We start from the raw sequence: 15,213 nt of genomic DNA on the forward strand, positions 1-15,213 counted from the left end.
TAATGGAAAACTCAAGTGATTTAGGAGAAATAATTTGACAAAATCCAAACTTTTTAATACGATGTGACATGAACGGATACTCTTATCCCGAGTTGGTGGAGGGTACAGGCCCTGTGAAACCCGGCAACCTGCAATAGACGCAAGTCTAACGCGAAGGTGCCAAACCTGAAGCAAGGTTTAATTCCTTGGACGATAAGAGTGAAAGGTGCTGCGCGTGAAATTTTGCCTTTTACTCATGGATTGAATATGAGTGGAGGGCTTTTTATATTGTCTAGCCCTGAATCCTTATGGTATATGCTTGACGTCTAGGCGTGGAACTTTACCAGGGACTTATGAGAGTACCGTATCATGATGCTTAATATAGGGGGAAACAACATGACAAACCGTCGACTGTTTACATCAGAATCAGTTACAGAAGGCCATCCTGACAAGATGTGCGACCAAATTTCAGACGCAATTTTAGATGCAATCCTAACGGAAGATCCAAATGCGCGTGTGGCATGTGAAACGAGTATCACAACAGGACTCGTATTAGTAATGGGAGAAATTACTACGACAACGTATGTGGATATTCCAAAAGTTGTTCGTGATACTGTTAAGGAAATCGGGTATGTTCGTGCGAAATACGGTTTCGATTACGAAACGTCCGCTGTACTTACTTCCATTGATGAGCAGTCACCTGAAATCGCTGCAAGTGTCAACGTGGCACTCGAAGCACGCGAAGGCTCTATGTCAGATGAAGAATTGGATGCAATCGGTGCAGGAGACCAAGGTCTAATGTTTGGATATGCATGTAATGAAACGCCTGAGTTAATGCCTCTACCCATCAGCCTTTCTCATAAATTGGCACATCGCTTGGCACAAGCGCGTAAAGAAGAACTTATATCTTATTTACGTCCTGACGGAAAAACACAAGTGACGGTAGAATACGATCAAGATAATAATCCTGTGCGAATCGACACAATCGTTATTTCTACACAACATCATCCTGAAGCGACACTCGAGCAAATTGAGAAGGATATAAAGAACGTTGTGATTGATGCAGTCGTTCCAAAAAACTTATTGGACGAGCATACTAAATACTTCATTAATCCTACTGGCAGCTTTGTTGTGGGTGGACCTCAAGGAGACTCCGGTCTGACTGGACGTAAAATCATCGTCGATACGTATGGTGGATATGCCCGTCATGGTGGCGGTGCATTCTCAGGGAAGGATGCTACGAAAGTGGACCGTTCTGCTTCTTACGCAGCACGTTATGTTGCAAAGAATATCGTTGCAGCTGGACTGGCTGAGCACTGTGAAGTTCAGTTGGCGTACGCTATTGGAGTAGCGAGCCCGGTTTCTATCTCGATCAATACATTTGATACCGGTACACTATCCGAAACTCAATTAGTAGAGTTCGTACGTGAATTATTTGACCTTCGACCGGCAGGCATTATTAAAATGCTCGACCTACGTCGTCCTATCTACAAACAAACAGCAGCGTACGGTCACTTTGGCCGCACTGACATCGAATTGCCATGGGAGCAGACGGATAAAGTGGAAGCGTTGAAAGAACTTGCAAGTAAAGTACGTGTGAAGCAATAATGGAGTGCAGAAAGAGGAAATTATTTCTTCTTTCTGCATTTTTTATTTATTTGACGGCGTAAAATGAAAAGGAATTACTTCATAGTCAGCCTTTTCATAAGCTACTTGCAATCCGTGATCCTCAATATCTTTTTTCAAGACAGTCTTTTGCTTTACTTCAACGTCAAATGAATAACTAAAAGGATAATTTTCCACTTTAACAGTGTGCTGATCTGCAAAGTATATCCCAATTCGTCCTACCGGTAATGTATGGAAAATGCTTGTAGAAGGAATGCCGTCGCGAAAGAATACATGTTCATTCGCTTTGTCGATACCTGGATCATTCACACAACAATATAAGGAAAAGTTATCTCCAAGCTGAAGCAAAGCAAAATGCTTTTCAAATAAATCCTTATCAAAACCCTCGATTTCTTTACACAATCGTTCACGACGATTCTGTTCACCCTTGATAAATAGCTTAGCCTCTTTTTCGTTGTTACTCTGTATAAACTGTTCATAATGAAGACTACAGAGCATTGCTGCATATTGGTCCATCTGTTCTATATCATCGATTCCTTGGCGATAAAGTACTGTTTTAGGGAGCAGTGGGAAGTCAGTGAATCGAAAAGGTGCCGACTTCGCATCATTCCAAAAAGGCTGTTTATCAAAAGGAGCCCAGCCGATGTCGTGGTTACTAATGGCAGTCAATACGGAATGACGCCATTGATCATCAGGAAACATATCCTTTTTCCAGTGTTTCATTAATTCACCGGCGAGGTGTCCATGATGATGTTGCTGCACAAAGCTGAATGTTTTCTCGTGTTCACGTACAATCATCTTGCTCATCCTTTCTTTTCAGGGGGAACGCTATCATTTTTTATGATTTCTTCTTTAATTTCTTCTTTTACCTTTTCAATTTTCTTCATTTCTTCCTGATACATTTCTTCTGCTTCTGTTGTACCGAGAATCAGGGGTTCTTCATTGAAATCAATACGTTTGCCATACCGAAGAAGTTCATAAATAATCATACCGTTATTCGGTTTGCCATTTACGGTTTTCATTGGAATGGAGTCAAATAAAACGAAATAGAAGGCGTAGAATATAAAACGGCTCCAAAATGTTTTGGAGTCTTCAAAAAATCCATTCGCTATCAGCGCATTAATTGTGACTGCCACGACCACGTTAATCAAAATCGGCCCAGCATATATACATATATACGCGAAATTACTTTTTCTTTTTACTGAATCAAAAGTAAACCAGCTGTTTACATGATAATATTTTCGTATATCTAAAACACCGAATTTAAAAAGTCTAGGTCCAGAACCAATAGTTAGTCTGGCATTTTTCACGCCGAAGAGACCACTAATTATAAAATAGCCAGCTTCCCTTATAAACGTAACGACAGGTAAAATGATAAAACTTGAAATGACTAAGCTAAGGAGATCCGCTAAACCGAACATATCTGTCGACTCCTTCTATAAGTTCTTCCTATAATGATTCAATAGCTCTAACAGTAAAATACCCATTTTCCCCGAAATCAATCGTTTTGGTATTACAGTGTTATAAACATACTTTAAGAAGTCATGTTTAATTTACGTAAGAGCGGGAAATTATAAAGTATTAATCGAATACATGTAGTATTTGGAGGAGGAATAGGATATGGCGAAAATAGCGGTAGAAGTACCATTTGATGACATTAAACAAGCATTAGAGGAAAAAGGACATGAAGTGAAGATGTTTGCAAGTGATGAACATCTAAGCGGCTATGATATAGGCGTAGTACGTGCTTTAAGCGATGTCAACATTGACCAATTCGAATTCCCCGTGATCAGCATTGAAGGCAACTCCGTACAAGATATCGTAGAAGATGTCGAAAAAAGATTACATCGTTAATAATTGAATTAAGTTCTACCTAGTACGAGACTAGGACAAAATCAAAAAATGCATGAAGGATCATTTTTCTCCTTCATGCATTTTTCTTTTTGACTATGTATTTATAAACGTAACTTTTGAGAAACAGGAGCGCAGGGGAGTGGACTATTTTCCAGTTATGTTAGTATGTTTTATTTTCGCAAAGTACATAATGAAAACCAATTATACGTGCATAGCTAACGTGTTTATCCATGATACCACGTCGTCACTTTGATTATTATTGGTTGACAACAGCCCCATAAGAACAGTAAGCTGTTCAACGTTGACTTGTCAGTCAATCAATAAAAAAGAAGTGAGTTGAAAATCTTTATGTCACCTCGAACAAGTGAAAAATTTAAAAAGATCCGCGATAATCGACAGCAACAACTAAAAGAAGCCGCCATCGAATTATTTGGTACGAAAGGATACGCCGCAACCAAGATTAGTGAGATTACAAACAAGGCCGAACAAAGTCATGGTTTGTTTTACCACTATTTCAAATCAAAAGAAGACCTGTACGTCACAGTAATTCTCGAGTTATTAACTGAATTCGTCAATACAGTCGATAAAGCAGAGGAAAAACATCACAGTCCTTTAAAACAATTGGAATGGTTGACTGAAATGACTCACTCAGGCTCACTAAGAGATGGAGTACACAGGCATATCTTGATCATGCAAGCTTTATATTCTGATTATCTAACGCAAGAAGTGAAAGAAGAAATTGTAGAAAAATACCGATTCATGGTCGAACGTATTGAACATATTATTGTGAGAGGACAAATTGCTGGAGAGTTTATTGAAGGTGATGCGGAAGAATTAGCAGTGTATCATTTATCGTTAGTCCATGGGTTGTTATTATCAAATGCACGGAAAGTGTCACCCATAAAAGTATCAGCTGATAAAGTGTTGCGGCAATTAAAACGTTATCCAGGACAGGGGGTTGGCCAATGAAACGCATGTTGAAACCAACAATCATCTCCATCTCGATGGCAACAGTTATGGCAGGTGCTGCTATTTCTCCAGCTCTTGGTTTGATTGCGGCTAACTTCCCAGAGGCAGATCCAGTGATCATCAAGCTGATTTTAACAGCACCTTCCTTATTCATCATTCCCTTTACATTCGTCTCTAGTTGGTTAACATCGAGGATACCTAAACGCACGGTTGCTTTAATCGGTTTATTCATTTATGTAATTGCGGGGGTAGGAGCACAGTTCACCAATACAATTGAAATGTTACTGGCCTTTAGATTTGTCCTAGGTGCTGGCGTTGGTTTAGTGATGCCGCTCGGAATCACGTTAATCAGTGATCATTTTAGAGGTCGTGAGCAAGTGAAGATGATGGGCTATAATTCAGCATTCAGTAACTTTGGAGGTATCGTAACTATGATGCTAGCAGGATATTTAGCAGCTATTAGTTGGAGAGCTCCGTTTAATGTGTATTTAATGGGTGTTGTGATTTTCATTATGGTCTTTATATTCTTGCCGAAAGACACTCCACTTAAACAAGATCAGAACGTACAAAAAAGCAAAATGCCATTGCTTGTTTTTGGATATGCAGCAGCTTCTGCTGGTATTATGCTAGTCTACTATTCGGTTGCCACGAATATGGCACTCTACCTTGAGCAGAGCAATATAGGTGGACCGGAATTGGCGGGTACTGTGATTTCCTTTACCACAGTAGGTGGAATGATAACCAGTTTGACATTGATTCAGCTCCAGGATCTCCTGAAATCGTATATCATGCCGATTAGTATATTTTTAATGGGTGTAGCATTCACTGGTTTGGCTTTAAGTCATTCTGTTCCAATTATTTTAGCTTGCACATGTATGATTGGTTTTGGACAAGGAATTTTGTTCCCAATGATTAATGTTAAAGCGTTAGGCTTGGTCAATCCTCTTCAAAGCGACCGAGTGATTGCTATAGTATCCAGTTCGATTTTTATAGGACAGTTCAGCTCGCCTTTAATATTGGATGGCATCGCAAACATAGCAGGGTTTCCCGCAATTCGTTTCCAATACTCTATGATAGGTATTGCCCTGGGCATTACGGTTTTACTCATCATTTTGATTAAGATGTTTAGAAAAAATAATGAATCAACTATAGAAGCGTAAAAAATGAGACTGGGACATAACTAGAAAATAGTCCGCTCCCCTTGCGCTCCTGTTTCTCAAAAGTCACGTTTATAAATTCGAAGTCAAAATGAAAAATGCATGAAGGAGATGATCCTTCATGCATTTTTTTGGGTTTTGTCCCAGCCACATTTCTTACATTTGAATGTCAGTTTGGCCGAATGCTTCATATTCTTGCGTTAATAATTGAAGCGGTAATTCGTACAGTTGTTTCCCATCAATTTTGAATACCCCATTTGAAACGAGCTCTTCAATCATTTTGTCTCGTTTCGATTCACTTACCTTTTTGTTTGTTTTCATCGTGCATTTCCTCCTTGATTCCCCCTCTAAATATAGCCGATATTCACCCGAATTAAACCGTATAATTCATAGTTGAAACTTTCGAACCGTTCTACTAATTTATTTATATTGTTTTGGCAGTGTAATAGGGACTTGTGCTTTATGTTAAATTCGTAGTAGTCTGATAGTGCAGTCTGCGTACTGTCCTATACGACATGGAATGACAAAATCAATCGGTGGGAAGCGCATTTTATCTAATTGTGGAATGCTTTTAAAAAGCGTGAAATCTGAATAAATTGCAACAGGGGTATCTTTTACTTGCTTTCGGGTAGCACCATTTGTGAACGGCAGTAAGGTAAAGCGGATTTTTTTATGTCAAATGAAGCTTAGGGGTACCATTATGGGGGAAGAATAGATATAATCTAGTTCGTGCAATAAATTGTTATTTACCATAGGAGGTCGCTATGTTTTTCATTGAAGCAAAACGGGTGACGGTTGTTATTTTAGGATCGCTACTTATGGCTCTATCGTTAAATTTCTTTCTCATTAATGCAAATGTCTATGCGAGTGGGTTTGCGGGTGCAGCCCAGTTAGTATCAAGCGTTCTAAAAGATCAATTGGGCATGACAATCAGTACAGGTATTCTGTTGTTACTATTTAACATCCCCGTCTTTATTCTAGGTTGGTTTAAAGTAGGGAAAGGTTTCACAATTTACAGCATGTTATCCGTTGCGTTCGCTACACTATTTCTTGAATTATTGCCACTGCGTTCCATGTCAGAAGACATTATGCTGAATGCGGTATTTGGCGGTGTACTTGCAGGTGTTGGTGTAGGGATATCCTTGAAGCTAGGTGCATCTACGGGTGGAATGGATATCGTCGCGATGATTCTATCTCGTATGCAGGATAAACCAATCGGTGTATACTTTTTACTGCTCAACGGTATTCTTATCGTTTTCGCAGGTATTCTATATGAACCGGAAAACGCACTTTACACAATGGTCGCCCTATACGTTACGACTTCAGTGATTGACATGATTCATACGCGACATGAAAAAGTCACCGCGATGATCATTACTAGGAAAGCAGACGATCTTCAACAAGCAATCCATCGTCAAATGGTACGTGGGATTACTATACTACCTGCGAAAGGTGCTTACTCAAAAGAAGATAAGAGCATGCTTTATGTCGTAATCACAAGATATGAACTATACGATTTGGAACGGATTATTAATGAGACGGATCCGCAAGCCTTTACCAATATTGTACAAACAGTAGGTATCTTCGGTTTCTTTAGAAAAGAAAATGAGAAACTAGCTTAGATCAGAAAAATTATCGTGATTTACACAATATTATTTTGCATGAAGACAAACACCATAAAAAGTGTTTGTCTTCATTCTTGTATAAAGGATTTTTCCGTAAACAGATTAACCATGTAACCCCACTCGATTATCATTTTTTTATTCTGTAGAACGTCAACAGCATAGATTTGTTGAATTCCTGTGAAAACATTGGAATGTACAGAGAATTTGTATATACTTGAGAGTGACTTATATTATTTAAGTCATAATGAATGTACACCATAACCGCCATTGTGCGTAGTAAAGTTGGTATTATAGTATATGAAAACATCTATATGGCTAAGAGAGATTCGTCGTCGGGCAAATAGCTGGTTCATCATTACAATGCTTGGTGCACTCGTCATTATTATGCCGGTCGCCTATGTTGTACTAAGTTTCTTCCAGCCGACAGGCGAAAATTGGGAACATATTAAAGAATTTTTGCTTGCTGACTATATAAAAGGGTCAGTCATTTTAGTTGGATCTGTCGGGTTCCTCTCGACGACCATCGGAGTGGTACTAGCGTGGATTGTGGCAGCCTATGAATTTCCATTACGGAAACAGTTTAAATGGCTGTTGATTATACCTTTGGCTATACCGCCTTATATAGCGGCTTATACATATAGTACAATGACAAGCTATACGGGCGTTATTCAATCGTTCTTCCGTAATTATTTTGATTATCAATTCACACCAGGCACGATCGAGATCATGTCATTGCGCGGGGCAATTTTTGTCCTTACATTATTTCTTTATCCTTATGTGTATATGATTGCGCTCAATTATTTTGAAAAACAAAGCGCTTCCTATATTGAAAGTGCTAAAACTCTTGGATTGAATGGCTTCCAAATGTTCTTCCGTTTGGGATTACCCATTGCACGACCTGCCATCATCGCAGGATCGATGCTCGTCATCTTTGAAGTGTTGAGTGATTATGGCGTAGCCAGTTTCTTTGGTGTACGAACGATATCCACGGCGATTTTTCAGACGTGGTTCGGGATGTATGATATCAATGCAGCGATGCGTTTGGCTGCTTGGTTGCTAATCGTTATATTAGGGATTTTCATGCTAGAGCGTTTTTTACGCAAAGGGCGAAAGTATGATACGAACGTGACGCAAAGCAGACCACTCGCGCGTAAAAAGCTACGTGGATGGACTGCTTGTCTAGCATTCCTTTCTTGTTCTATAGTATTCTTGAGTGCCTTTATAATTCCTTTTGTGCAACTGATCTATTGGTCACTAAAAACATATGAAAAAGTATGGCGTTCAGACTTCATCAGCTTGATCACCAATAGTTTAGTAGTTGCTCTCGTCGGTGCATTAATCATAAGCTTCTTTGCGATTTTGGCTGCCCGTACGATTAACTTGTACCCATCCGCTTCGTCTAATTTACTTGCGCGTATCATGACGTCCGGTTATGCGGTTCCAGGAGCAGTCGTCGCAATTGGCGTACTTGCCCTATTTATTACGTTAGATGAAAAACTGGCATTCATTTATCCGAAACTGTTAGGTGTAGAATCTGGCTCACTCGTATTAAGTATGTCGATCGCTATGCTGATCACAGGATACGTTATTCGGTTTATGGCGCAAGGATTCAACTCGATTGAATCAGGTTATACAAAAGTACCGCCGTCTTATCGTGAAGCTTCATTCTTACTAGGACGTAGTATGACATATACGTTTTGGAGAGTAGAGTTTCCACTATTACGCGGTTCGATCTTAATTGGATTTGCGTTGGCATTCCTCGAAATTATGAAGGAACTACCGCTGACTTTATTGCTACGGCCATTTAACTTTGATACACTCGCGACACGGACCTATCAATATGCAATTGATGAAAGAATCTATGAAGCAGCACCATCCTCACTGTTATTAATTTGTCTAAGCATCTTGTCGGTGATTATTATTTTGAAATTTGAGGAGAAGTGAGAACGATGTTTGTAGACATTCAAAACTTATCATTTCGGTATTCAAAAAAACAGCAGCCTATCATTGATCGCTTTTCATTTACGATTGAAAGAGGGGAAATCGTAGGGATTGTAGGTGCGAGCGGTAGCGGAAAAAGCACATTGTTACGGTTGCTTGCAGGTTTGGAAGATCCTACAGTAGGCAGTATCGAACTGGATGGCAGATTGATTGTAGGAGATAATACGTATATTGAGGCAGAGAAGCGTGGTGTAGGTATGGTGTTTCAGAACTATGCATTATTTCCGCATCTAACAGTAAGCGAAAATATTTGCTTTGGCTTACATAAAATGAAGCGCCCTGAGAAAAAGAAACGTTTGGATGAAATGTTGGAACTTGTTCAATTGCAAGAGTTCGCCAAACGCTATCCCCATGAACTTAGCGGGGGACAACAGCAACGTGTTGCATTGGCAAGAGCTTTGGCCCCTTCACCTTCGATTCTGTTGATGGATGAGCCGTTCAGTAATCTGGATACGAATTTGAAGTCATTGATTCGAATGGAAGTTCGAGATATCTTGCAAAAAGCCAATATCACATGTTTGTTTGTGTCACATGATCAAGCTGATGTGGACGCGATTTGTGATCGAACTATTTATATTGATTGTGCTACGTATATGGGATCGGAAAAAGAATCAATACCTGTATAACGTTGTAAAGGAGAGTATCGGATATGTTTCCGCTACTCTCCTTTTTTTTGCAAAAATAAAGCAAAATGAATACTAGACTTATACTCTGATCTGTATTACAATTTCTTTAGCACTGAAAATGATTCTCATTATCGCATGAAGGTATTCAACGTATATGAGAAATAAGGAGAGAATGAATGTGAAGAAGTTTTTATGGGCATTCGCCCTATTAATGCTTGCGGCAGTTTTAGGCGCATGTAATTCCAGTTCCGATAAAGAGGGACAAAAAGACGAACCAGTAAAAGAAGAGGCTGCTGAAGATACAACTGATGCAACTGAAGGTGAGAAAACGGGTGGAGAAGTAAACGTCTATACAGCTAGACACTATGACGTAGATTCAGTTCTTTATGAAGATTTTACAGAGAAGACTGGCATTAAAGTAAACGTGATTGAAGCGAAAGCGCCAGAATTAATGGAGCGTCTAAAGCGTGAAGGACAAAATACACCTGCTGATTTATTCGTTACAGTCGATGGTGGGATCTTGAACACGGCAAAAGAAGAAGGTCTTTTGCAACCCGTTGAATCTAAAGAAATCGATACAACAGTGCCAGCAGAGCTTCGCGACACAGACAACCAATGGATTGGATTATCTACTCGTGCACGTGTGATTGTCTATTCAAAAGATCGCGTGAAGCCTGAAGAATTATCAACTTATGAGGACCTTGCAACAGACAAATGGAAAAATAAATTACTTGTTCGTTCATCTGATAGCTTGTATAACCAATCTTTAATGGCATCATTGATCGCAATTGACGGCGAAGAGAAAGCTAAGGAATGGGCGCAAGGTATTGTAGATAACTTAGCGCGCGAACCCGAAGGCGGAGACCGCGACCAAGCGCGTGCGATCGTTGCAGGTGTTGGTGATGTTGCGATTATGAATAGTTACTACGTAGGTCACATGTCTGTTTCAGACGAAGCGGAAGATGTGAAAGTGTTCGACCAGATCGGCGTATTCTTCCCGAACCAGGAAACTACAGGAACACATATTAATATTAGTGGTGCTGGCTTGATTAAGCACAGTAAAAACAAAGAGAATGCAGTGAAGTTGATTGAGTACTTAACGACTGTGGAAGCACAAGAACTAGTTGCGGAAGAAAACTTTGAGTTCCCGGTTAATAAAGAAGCGAAATTACCAGAAGTGATGGCTGAATGGGGTACATTCACACCACAAAAAGTGGATTTCGCAGATTACGGTAAGTATAATCCGAAAGCTGTAGAATTGATGAATGAAGTAGGCTGGAAATAAGTTCAACAAAAGTAGCCCTCGGGCTACTTTTTTGTTTATATAAATAAACTTCATCTACTGATTTTATAAGTAGATGAAACATTTCTGCTCTATCATAAGTCATAGATAGAGTGAAAAATTTTAACTGGTTATAATAGATAAGGTAAAACTTTTATTTTTAAAAAACAGTCCAAACGAAATAACATCCTATATATGGGATGTTAGTGGAGTATATATTTGCTAATGGTGAATGGCTGACGCATGATATTCATATGTTTGCAGGAGGGTGTAAAATTCATGTATACATTGAAGAGGAAAATATATTAGCGATAACACTCGAAATGTCTGTAAAATTCAGCGAGTATTAAAATAAGCACCCGCTAGTAACGGGCGCTTCAATTATTTCTCTTCTTGCAAGGCTTTATATAATTGACCTTTGCGTGCATATTCATTAACGATTCTTGTCATGTCTGCACGATCTTCGTCAGTTAAATCACGAACGACACGGGCAGGAGAACCGAGTGCTAATGTGTTAGGTGGAATCTTCGTGCCTGGAGTTACTAAGCTGCCAGCACCTATGAATGCACCTTCTCCAACCTCTGCCCCATCGAGCACGGTCGCACCCATTCCAACAAGTGCACCGGTTTTAATCGTGCAACTATGGAGCATCACTTTGTGACCGATCGTCACATTATCTTCAAGAATTAATGGATATTTGGGGCTTTGGTGTAGACAGCAGAAATCCTGTATATTTACTTTTCGTCCTATAACAGTAGGAGATACATCCCCACGTATAACGGTATTGAACCATATAGACGATTCAGGACCTATAGTTACATCTCCTGAAATCGTTACGTAATCCGCAATATAGACGGATGGGTCAATCTCTGGTAATTTACCTTCGTATGGATAAATCAATCAAATCTCCTCATTTCTAAATAATCATGTATAATTTATCGTAACAAACATTTAGTATTTGTGAAACATAAGAATGAAATGAATAGAATAAGATAGTCAAATAAGGAGTGGTAACTTTGTGGAAATGGGAAGCAGAAGGTAAGGCAAAAGGTGTTATCGTTCTTGTACATAACGCTTATGAGCATCATAGAAGATATGTATGGCTCATACAGAAATTTCGAAGCGATGGCTTTCATGTTGTAGCTGGGGATTTACCTGGTCACGGCAAAGAAAGTGTCGAAGTGCATGCGGAGGCATTTAAGGATTACCGAAGATTTATCAAGAAAATGATCCGAAGCGGTTTAGATGATAATTTGCCTGTATTTTTATTTGGGCATGGATTGGGTGCTACGTTCTTACTTCGTTTATTACAGATGGAACGAATCGAATGTGCAGGAGTCATTTGCACATCGCCTTGGCTACATCTGGAACATCATCCGCCGATCCGGGCGAAAATGTTTACAAAATGGTCTCAATCGATGACGTTGGATCATGAAATTACACCTGAACTTCTATCGCGTAATCCTGAATTCTTAGAGCAATACGCTGAAGATCCAATGTATGTATCTATTGTGACAGGTGGCTGGTACCGTGAATTACAGACACTCATGAGATCTGTCATGCAACCAGATTTAATTATCCAAGATGTACCGTTATTACTGCACACGGGAGAAGCGGATCAAATCACCAATACCGATTACACACGCAAGTGGGCATTCGCACAAAATTTATCTGAATTGCAATGGAAACGATGGAAAGACGTTGACCACGATGTCATCCAAGCGCCTGAGCAAGAAGGGGTCTATTTATATACACAATCATTTATCAATAATGTACTTCATTCACTCGGATATATTATCGAATGAAATAAGGTCGTGAATATATGAGAGAACGTCTGTACATAGGTGTAGCTGGAGCTTTAGGAGCGAGCACAAGGCTGCTGGTCGGTCATCTGTTGATCGTCAGCGGTTCTTTTCCTGTCGCGACATTCTTAGTGAATATGATCGGTACGTTGCTACTATGCTATATAGTGGAACGAGCTCGTCTTGGAGGAAGGCTTAACCCTTTAGCAGTGACAGTTATTACTACGGGATTCCTTGGTGCATTTACGACGTTTTCAGCAGTCAGTATAGAAACGGTTGAATTGCTAAGTAATGGACTTTTTGTACTTGCTGTTGTATACGTGGGTAGTAGTTTAATAGGTGGACTGGCTATGGCGGCGTTTGGTTTTTCATTAGCTAGGAGGCTATCGGCATGATCTGGCATTTTATAGCAGTTGGTTGTGGCGGATTTATAGGGGCGCTATTGCGTTTTGAAGTGTCTGCCAAGCTCAATAGAAAACGTTTGCCATATGGAACGTTGCTTGTTAATTCGGTTGGGAGCTTCTTCATCGGCTGGATCATAGGTTCAAATATTTCCCTCAGTTGGACACTGTTTTTTGCAACAGGTGTGGCGGGTGCTTTAACGACGTATTCTACGTTAATGAAAGAGATTTGGACGTTCTGGACTGAAGGTCGAAAATTTCATGCTGTTAGTTATACACTTGCAACGTTCATAGTAGGTATAGGCTTGGCCTTTTTAGGTTTTAGTTTATAGAAAAGAGGTTCTGATGAGTAAGAAAACGACACCAAAAGTGAAACAAAACAAACGTAAGAAAATGATTACTTCACTCTTCATTGCCCTAGGAATTGCGATTGTTGCAATATATTTCCCAGAACTACTTGTGGAAGAGGAAAAAGAACCGAGTCGTCAAGGTCTTATTCCTGTTGAATTGGTCAAAACAATTGACGGCGATACGATCAAGATTATGTATGAAGGTAAAGAAGAAAATGTACGGTATTTATTAATTGATACACCAGAAACGAATCACCCCCGGCTTGGTAAACAGCCTTACGGACAGCAAGCTAAGGTACGTAACCAAGAGCTACTGCAAAAAGGTCAGCTTGAAATCGAATTTGATGTAGGCGGAAAATATGATAAATACGGCAGATTATTAGCGTATATATACATAGACGGCAAAAGTGTGCAAGAGCAGTTATTGAAAGAGGGATTAGCGAGAGTCGCTTATGTGTATCCGCCTAACACACGGCATTTGGATGCATTTGAAAAAGCTGAGCAACAAGCCAAGAAATCGGGCATAGGCATCTGGACGTTGGAAGACTATACAACAGACCGAGGTTTTGATAGTGAGAAATATCCCGCTGATTCTGTGAAGATACCTGTATATGGTGAAACACAGGATTTCAAGAATTGTACAGAGCTACGTAAAGTATATCCGGAGGGCGTTAAGAAAGGACACCCTGCGTATAAAGAACATCTAGACGGCAATAGTGATGGTCAAGCTTGTTAATAATAGAAATACGAAGTAAGTGACATAGTACTGTTGATCGTTAGTGGACGCTTTCCATTTACGAGTAACTAGGGCGGTATTCCTGTATATAAATGCTAATCAATCAGTAAAAAAGTAAGAAGAGGCTGGGACAAAAATCGAAAAATGCATGAAGGGTCATTCTTCTCCTTCATGCATTTTTCTTTTTGACTACGTATTTATAAAAGTAACTTTTGAGATACAGGAGCGCAGGGGAGCGGACTATTTTATAGTTCTGTTCCAGTCTCTTCTTTTTTATCAAAACACTTCATTATAATTTGTAAGTTCTCGTAGTGCGCGTTCTTCAGCGGGGATCCGGACGGACAGCATCCAAATGTTTAATAATAGAAACAGCCCGGCTGTAAAGTACGCACTAAATAGTAAAGGTAATACAATCAGTTCAGTTGTTACAATGACATAGTTCGGATGGCGAATCCAGCGATAAGGTCCTTTTTTCTGTACGTCCGCCCCAGGTAGTATAAGAATTTTAGTGTTCCAGAACTTCCCTAACGACGACAGACACCAGACACGTAGTACTTGCATCAATAGGAAGACTGCAAGTAACAAGCCCCAAAGTGGTGATAGAGGACGATCGAATACAAGAACTTCGATTAACAAGGAAACGAAAAATGCCGTATGCATCAATACCATCCATTTATAATGGGATGCGCCGATTTCTATTGCACCTTTACTGCGGATCCACTTCTCGTTACGATTAGCGACGAACAATTCTACTAACCGTTGCATGACGACGATGATAAAAACAAACAGGAAGAGCCTACCCATC

17 protein-coding genes and 1 riboswitch are annotated in these 15,213 nt (G+C 39.8%); of the genes, 12 read left to right on the forward strand and 5 right to left on the reverse strand.

Annotated elements, in window-relative coordinates; all coding sequences use genetic code 11:
- Positions 1-79 precede the first annotated feature (79 nt).
- Positions 80-199: riboswitch (SAM riboswitch) on the forward strand.
- A gap of 176 nt (positions 200-375) precedes the next feature.
- Positions 376-1,587 (forward strand): methionine adenosyltransferase, encoded by a 1,212-nt coding sequence (metK, locus tag CSV73_RS07195; RefSeq protein ID WP_099627045.1) that lies wholly within the window; start codon positions 376-378, stop codon positions 1,585-1,587.
- A 42-nt stretch (positions 1,588-1,629) separates the two neighbouring features.
- On the opposite strand, the gene CSV73_RS07200 is transcribed toward metK, so the two are convergent.
- Together CSV73_RS07200 and CSV73_RS07205 are read right to left on the reverse strand one after the other, a co-directional pair.
- A complete protein-coding gene (locus CSV73_RS07200; RefSeq protein WP_158232305.1) occupies positions 1,630-2,403 on the reverse strand; it encodes a DUF3891 family protein in 774 nt (257 codons plus the stop codon).
- 5 nt (positions 2,404-2,408) lie between these two features.
- Positions 2,409-3,026 carry a hypothetical protein gene (locus tag CSV73_RS07205; protein ID WP_085131396.1) on the reverse strand — a complete coding sequence of 206 codons (618 nt, stop codon included), beginning with the start codon at positions 3,024-3,026 and terminating at the stop codon, positions 2,409-2,411.
- Between the two features lie 199 nt (positions 3,027-3,225).
- On the opposite strand from CSV73_RS07205, the gene CSV73_RS07210 reads away from it, so the two are divergent.
- The 3 genes from CSV73_RS07210 to CSV73_RS07220 all read left to right on the forward strand — a co-directional run bounded on the left by CSV73_RS07210 (position 3,226) and on the right by CSV73_RS07220 (position 5,588).
- Positions 3,226-3,459 (forward strand): YkuS family protein, encoded by a 234-nt coding sequence (locus CSV73_RS07210; protein ID WP_085131395.1) that lies wholly within the window; start codon positions 3,226-3,228, stop codon positions 3,457-3,459.
- 348 nt (positions 3,460-3,807) lie between these two features.
- On the forward strand, positions 3,808-4,428 hold the full coding sequence (locus tag CSV73_RS07215) for a TetR/AcrR family transcriptional regulator (RefSeq protein ID WP_085131394.1): 621 nt from the start codon (positions 3,808-3,810) through the stop codon (positions 4,426-4,428).
- Positions 4,425-5,588, forward strand: coding sequence for an MFS transporter (locus CSV73_RS07220; RefSeq protein WP_233194263.1), 1,164 nt, complete (start codon positions 4,425-4,427; stop codon positions 5,586-5,588). Before CSV73_RS07215 ends, CSV73_RS07220 begins: the two co-directional genes overlap by 4 nt.
- 153 nt (positions 5,589-5,741) lie before the next feature.
- On the opposite strand, the gene CSV73_RS07225 is transcribed toward CSV73_RS07220, so the two are convergent.
- Positions 5,742-5,906, reverse strand: coding sequence for a Fur-regulated basic protein FbpA (locus tag CSV73_RS07225; RefSeq protein ID WP_085131393.1), 165 nt, complete (start codon positions 5,904-5,906; stop codon positions 5,742-5,744).
- Positions 5,907-6,349: 443 nt separating this feature from the next.
- Between CSV73_RS07225 and CSV73_RS07230 the strand changes: the two genes are divergently transcribed.
- The 4 genes from CSV73_RS07230 to CSV73_RS07245 all read left to right on the forward strand — a co-directional run bounded on the left by CSV73_RS07230 (position 6,350) and on the right by CSV73_RS07245 (position 11,122).
- Complete coding sequence (locus CSV73_RS07230) at positions 6,350-7,207, forward strand: YitT family protein (RefSeq protein ID WP_085131392.1); 858 nt, start codon at positions 6,350-6,352, stop codon at positions 7,205-7,207.
- 300 nt (positions 7,208-7,507) lie between these two features.
- A complete protein-coding gene (locus tag CSV73_RS07235; protein ID WP_099627047.1) occupies positions 7,508-9,154 on the forward strand; it encodes an ABC transporter permease in 1,647 nt (548 codons plus the stop codon).
- Positions 9,155-9,159: 5 nt separating this feature from the next.
- The gene (locus tag CSV73_RS07240; protein ID WP_085131390.1) at positions 9,160-9,837 is read left to right on the forward strand and encodes an ABC transporter ATP-binding protein; all 678 of its coding nucleotides are present in this window, start codon (positions 9,160-9,162) and stop codon (positions 9,835-9,837) included.
- 172 nt (positions 9,838-10,009) lie between these two features.
- Complete coding sequence (locus tag CSV73_RS07245) at positions 10,010-11,122, forward strand: Fe(3+) ABC transporter substrate-binding protein (protein WP_099627048.1); 1,113 nt, start codon at positions 10,010-10,012, stop codon at positions 11,120-11,122.
- A gap of 378 nt (positions 11,123-11,500) precedes the next feature.
- On the opposite strand, the gene CSV73_RS07250 is transcribed toward CSV73_RS07245, so the two are convergent.
- Positions 11,501-12,019 (reverse strand): gamma carbonic anhydrase, encoded by a 519-nt coding sequence (locus CSV73_RS07250; protein WP_099627049.1) that lies wholly within the window; start codon positions 12,017-12,019, stop codon positions 11,501-11,503.
- 107 nt (positions 12,020-12,126) lie between these two features.
- Between CSV73_RS07250 and CSV73_RS07255 the strand changes: the two genes are divergently transcribed.
- Genes CSV73_RS07255 through CSV73_RS07270 form a run of 4 tightly spaced genes read left to right on the forward strand, consistent with a single transcriptional unit; the run spans position 12,127 to position 14,408 of the window.
- Positions 12,127-12,924: an alpha/beta hydrolase gene (locus tag CSV73_RS07255; RefSeq protein ID WP_232319202.1), complete on the forward strand. Its 798-nt coding sequence runs from the start codon at positions 12,127-12,129 to the stop codon at positions 12,922-12,924.
- Positions 12,925-12,941: 17 nt separating this feature from the next.
- Positions 12,942-13,316 (forward strand): fluoride efflux transporter FluC, encoded by a 375-nt coding sequence (locus CSV73_RS07260; RefSeq protein WP_099627050.1) that lies wholly within the window; start codon positions 12,942-12,944, stop codon positions 13,314-13,316.
- Complete coding sequence (locus tag CSV73_RS07265) at positions 13,313-13,654, forward strand: fluoride efflux transporter FluC (RefSeq protein ID WP_085131385.1); 342 nt, start codon at positions 13,313-13,315, stop codon at positions 13,652-13,654. Before CSV73_RS07260 ends, CSV73_RS07265 begins: the two co-directional genes overlap by 4 nt.
- 13 nt (positions 13,655-13,667) lie before the next feature.
- The gene (locus tag CSV73_RS07270) at positions 13,668-14,408 is read left to right on the forward strand and encodes a thermonuclease family protein (RefSeq protein ID WP_085131384.1); all 741 of its coding nucleotides are present in this window, start codon (positions 13,668-13,670) and stop codon (positions 14,406-14,408) included.
- A gap of 276 nt (positions 14,409-14,684) precedes the next feature.
- On the opposite strand, the gene CSV73_RS07275 is transcribed toward CSV73_RS07270, so the two are convergent.
- Positions 14,685-15,212, reverse strand: coding sequence for an isoprenylcysteine carboxyl methyltransferase family protein (locus tag CSV73_RS07275; protein WP_085131383.1), 528 nt, complete (start codon positions 15,210-15,212; stop codon positions 14,685-14,687).
- Position 15,213 lies beyond the last annotated feature (1 nt).

Origin of the sequence: Sporosarcina sp. P1 (assembly GCF_002743155.1) — a bacterium.
GTDB classification, from domain to species: Bacteria; Bacillota; Bacilli; order Bacillales_A; family Planococcaceae; genus Sporosarcina; species Sporosarcina ureae_B.

Excerpts from the sequence above, each read along its gene's own strand:
- CSV73_RS07225 (WP_085131393.1), bottom strand. The coding sequence starts at position 5,906 with ATGAAAACAAACAAAAAGGTAAGTGAATCGAAACGAGACAAAATGATT.
- CSV73_RS07230 (WP_085131392.1), top strand. The coding sequence starts at position 6,350 with ATGTTTTTCATTGAAGCAAAACGGGTGACGGTTGTTATTTTAGGATCG.
- CSV73_RS07210 (WP_085131395.1), top strand. The coding sequence starts at position 3,226 with ATGGCGAAAATAGCGGTAGAAGTACCATTTGATGACATTAAACAAGCA.
- metK (WP_099627045.1), top strand. The coding sequence starts at position 376 with ATGACAAACCGTCGACTGTTTACATCAGAATCAGTTACAGAAGGCCAT.
- CSV73_RS07205 (WP_085131396.1), bottom strand. The coding sequence starts at position 3,026 with ATGTTCGGTTTAGCGGATCTCCTTAGCTTAGTCATTTCAAGTTTTATC.
- CSV73_RS07265 (WP_085131385.1), top strand. The coding sequence starts at position 13,313 with ATGATCTGGCATTTTATAGCAGTTGGTTGTGGCGGATTTATAGGGGCG.
- CSV73_RS07245 (WP_099627048.1), top strand. The coding sequence starts at position 10,010 with ATGAATGTGAAGAAGTTTTTATGGGCATTCGCCCTATTAATGCTTGCG.
- CSV73_RS07240 (WP_085131390.1), top strand. The coding sequence starts at position 9,160 with ATGTTTGTAGACATTCAAAACTTATCATTTCGGTATTCAAAAAAACAG.
- CSV73_RS07270 (WP_085131384.1), top strand. The coding sequence starts at position 13,668 with ATGAGTAAGAAAACGACACCAAAAGTGAAACAAAACAAACGTAAGAAA.
- CSV73_RS07200 (WP_158232305.1), bottom strand. The coding sequence starts at position 2,403 with ATGATTGTACGTGAACACGAGAAAACATTCAGCTTTGTGCAGCAACAT.
- CSV73_RS07275 (WP_085131383.1), bottom strand. The coding sequence starts at position 15,212 with ATGGGTAGGCTCTTCCTGTTTGTTTTTATCATCGTCGTCATGCAACGG.
- CSV73_RS07235 (WP_099627047.1), top strand. The coding sequence starts at position 7,508 with ATGAAAACATCTATATGGCTAAGAGAGATTCGTCGTCGGGCAAATAGC.
- CSV73_RS07220 (WP_233194263.1), top strand. The coding sequence starts at position 4,425 with ATGAAACGCATGTTGAAACCAACAATCATCTCCATCTCGATGGCAACA.
- CSV73_RS07260 (WP_099627050.1), top strand. The coding sequence starts at position 12,942 with ATGAGAGAACGTCTGTACATAGGTGTAGCTGGAGCTTTAGGAGCGAGC.
- CSV73_RS07215 (WP_085131394.1), top strand. The coding sequence starts at position 3,808 with ATGTCACCTCGAACAAGTGAAAAATTTAAAAAGATCCGCGATAATCGA.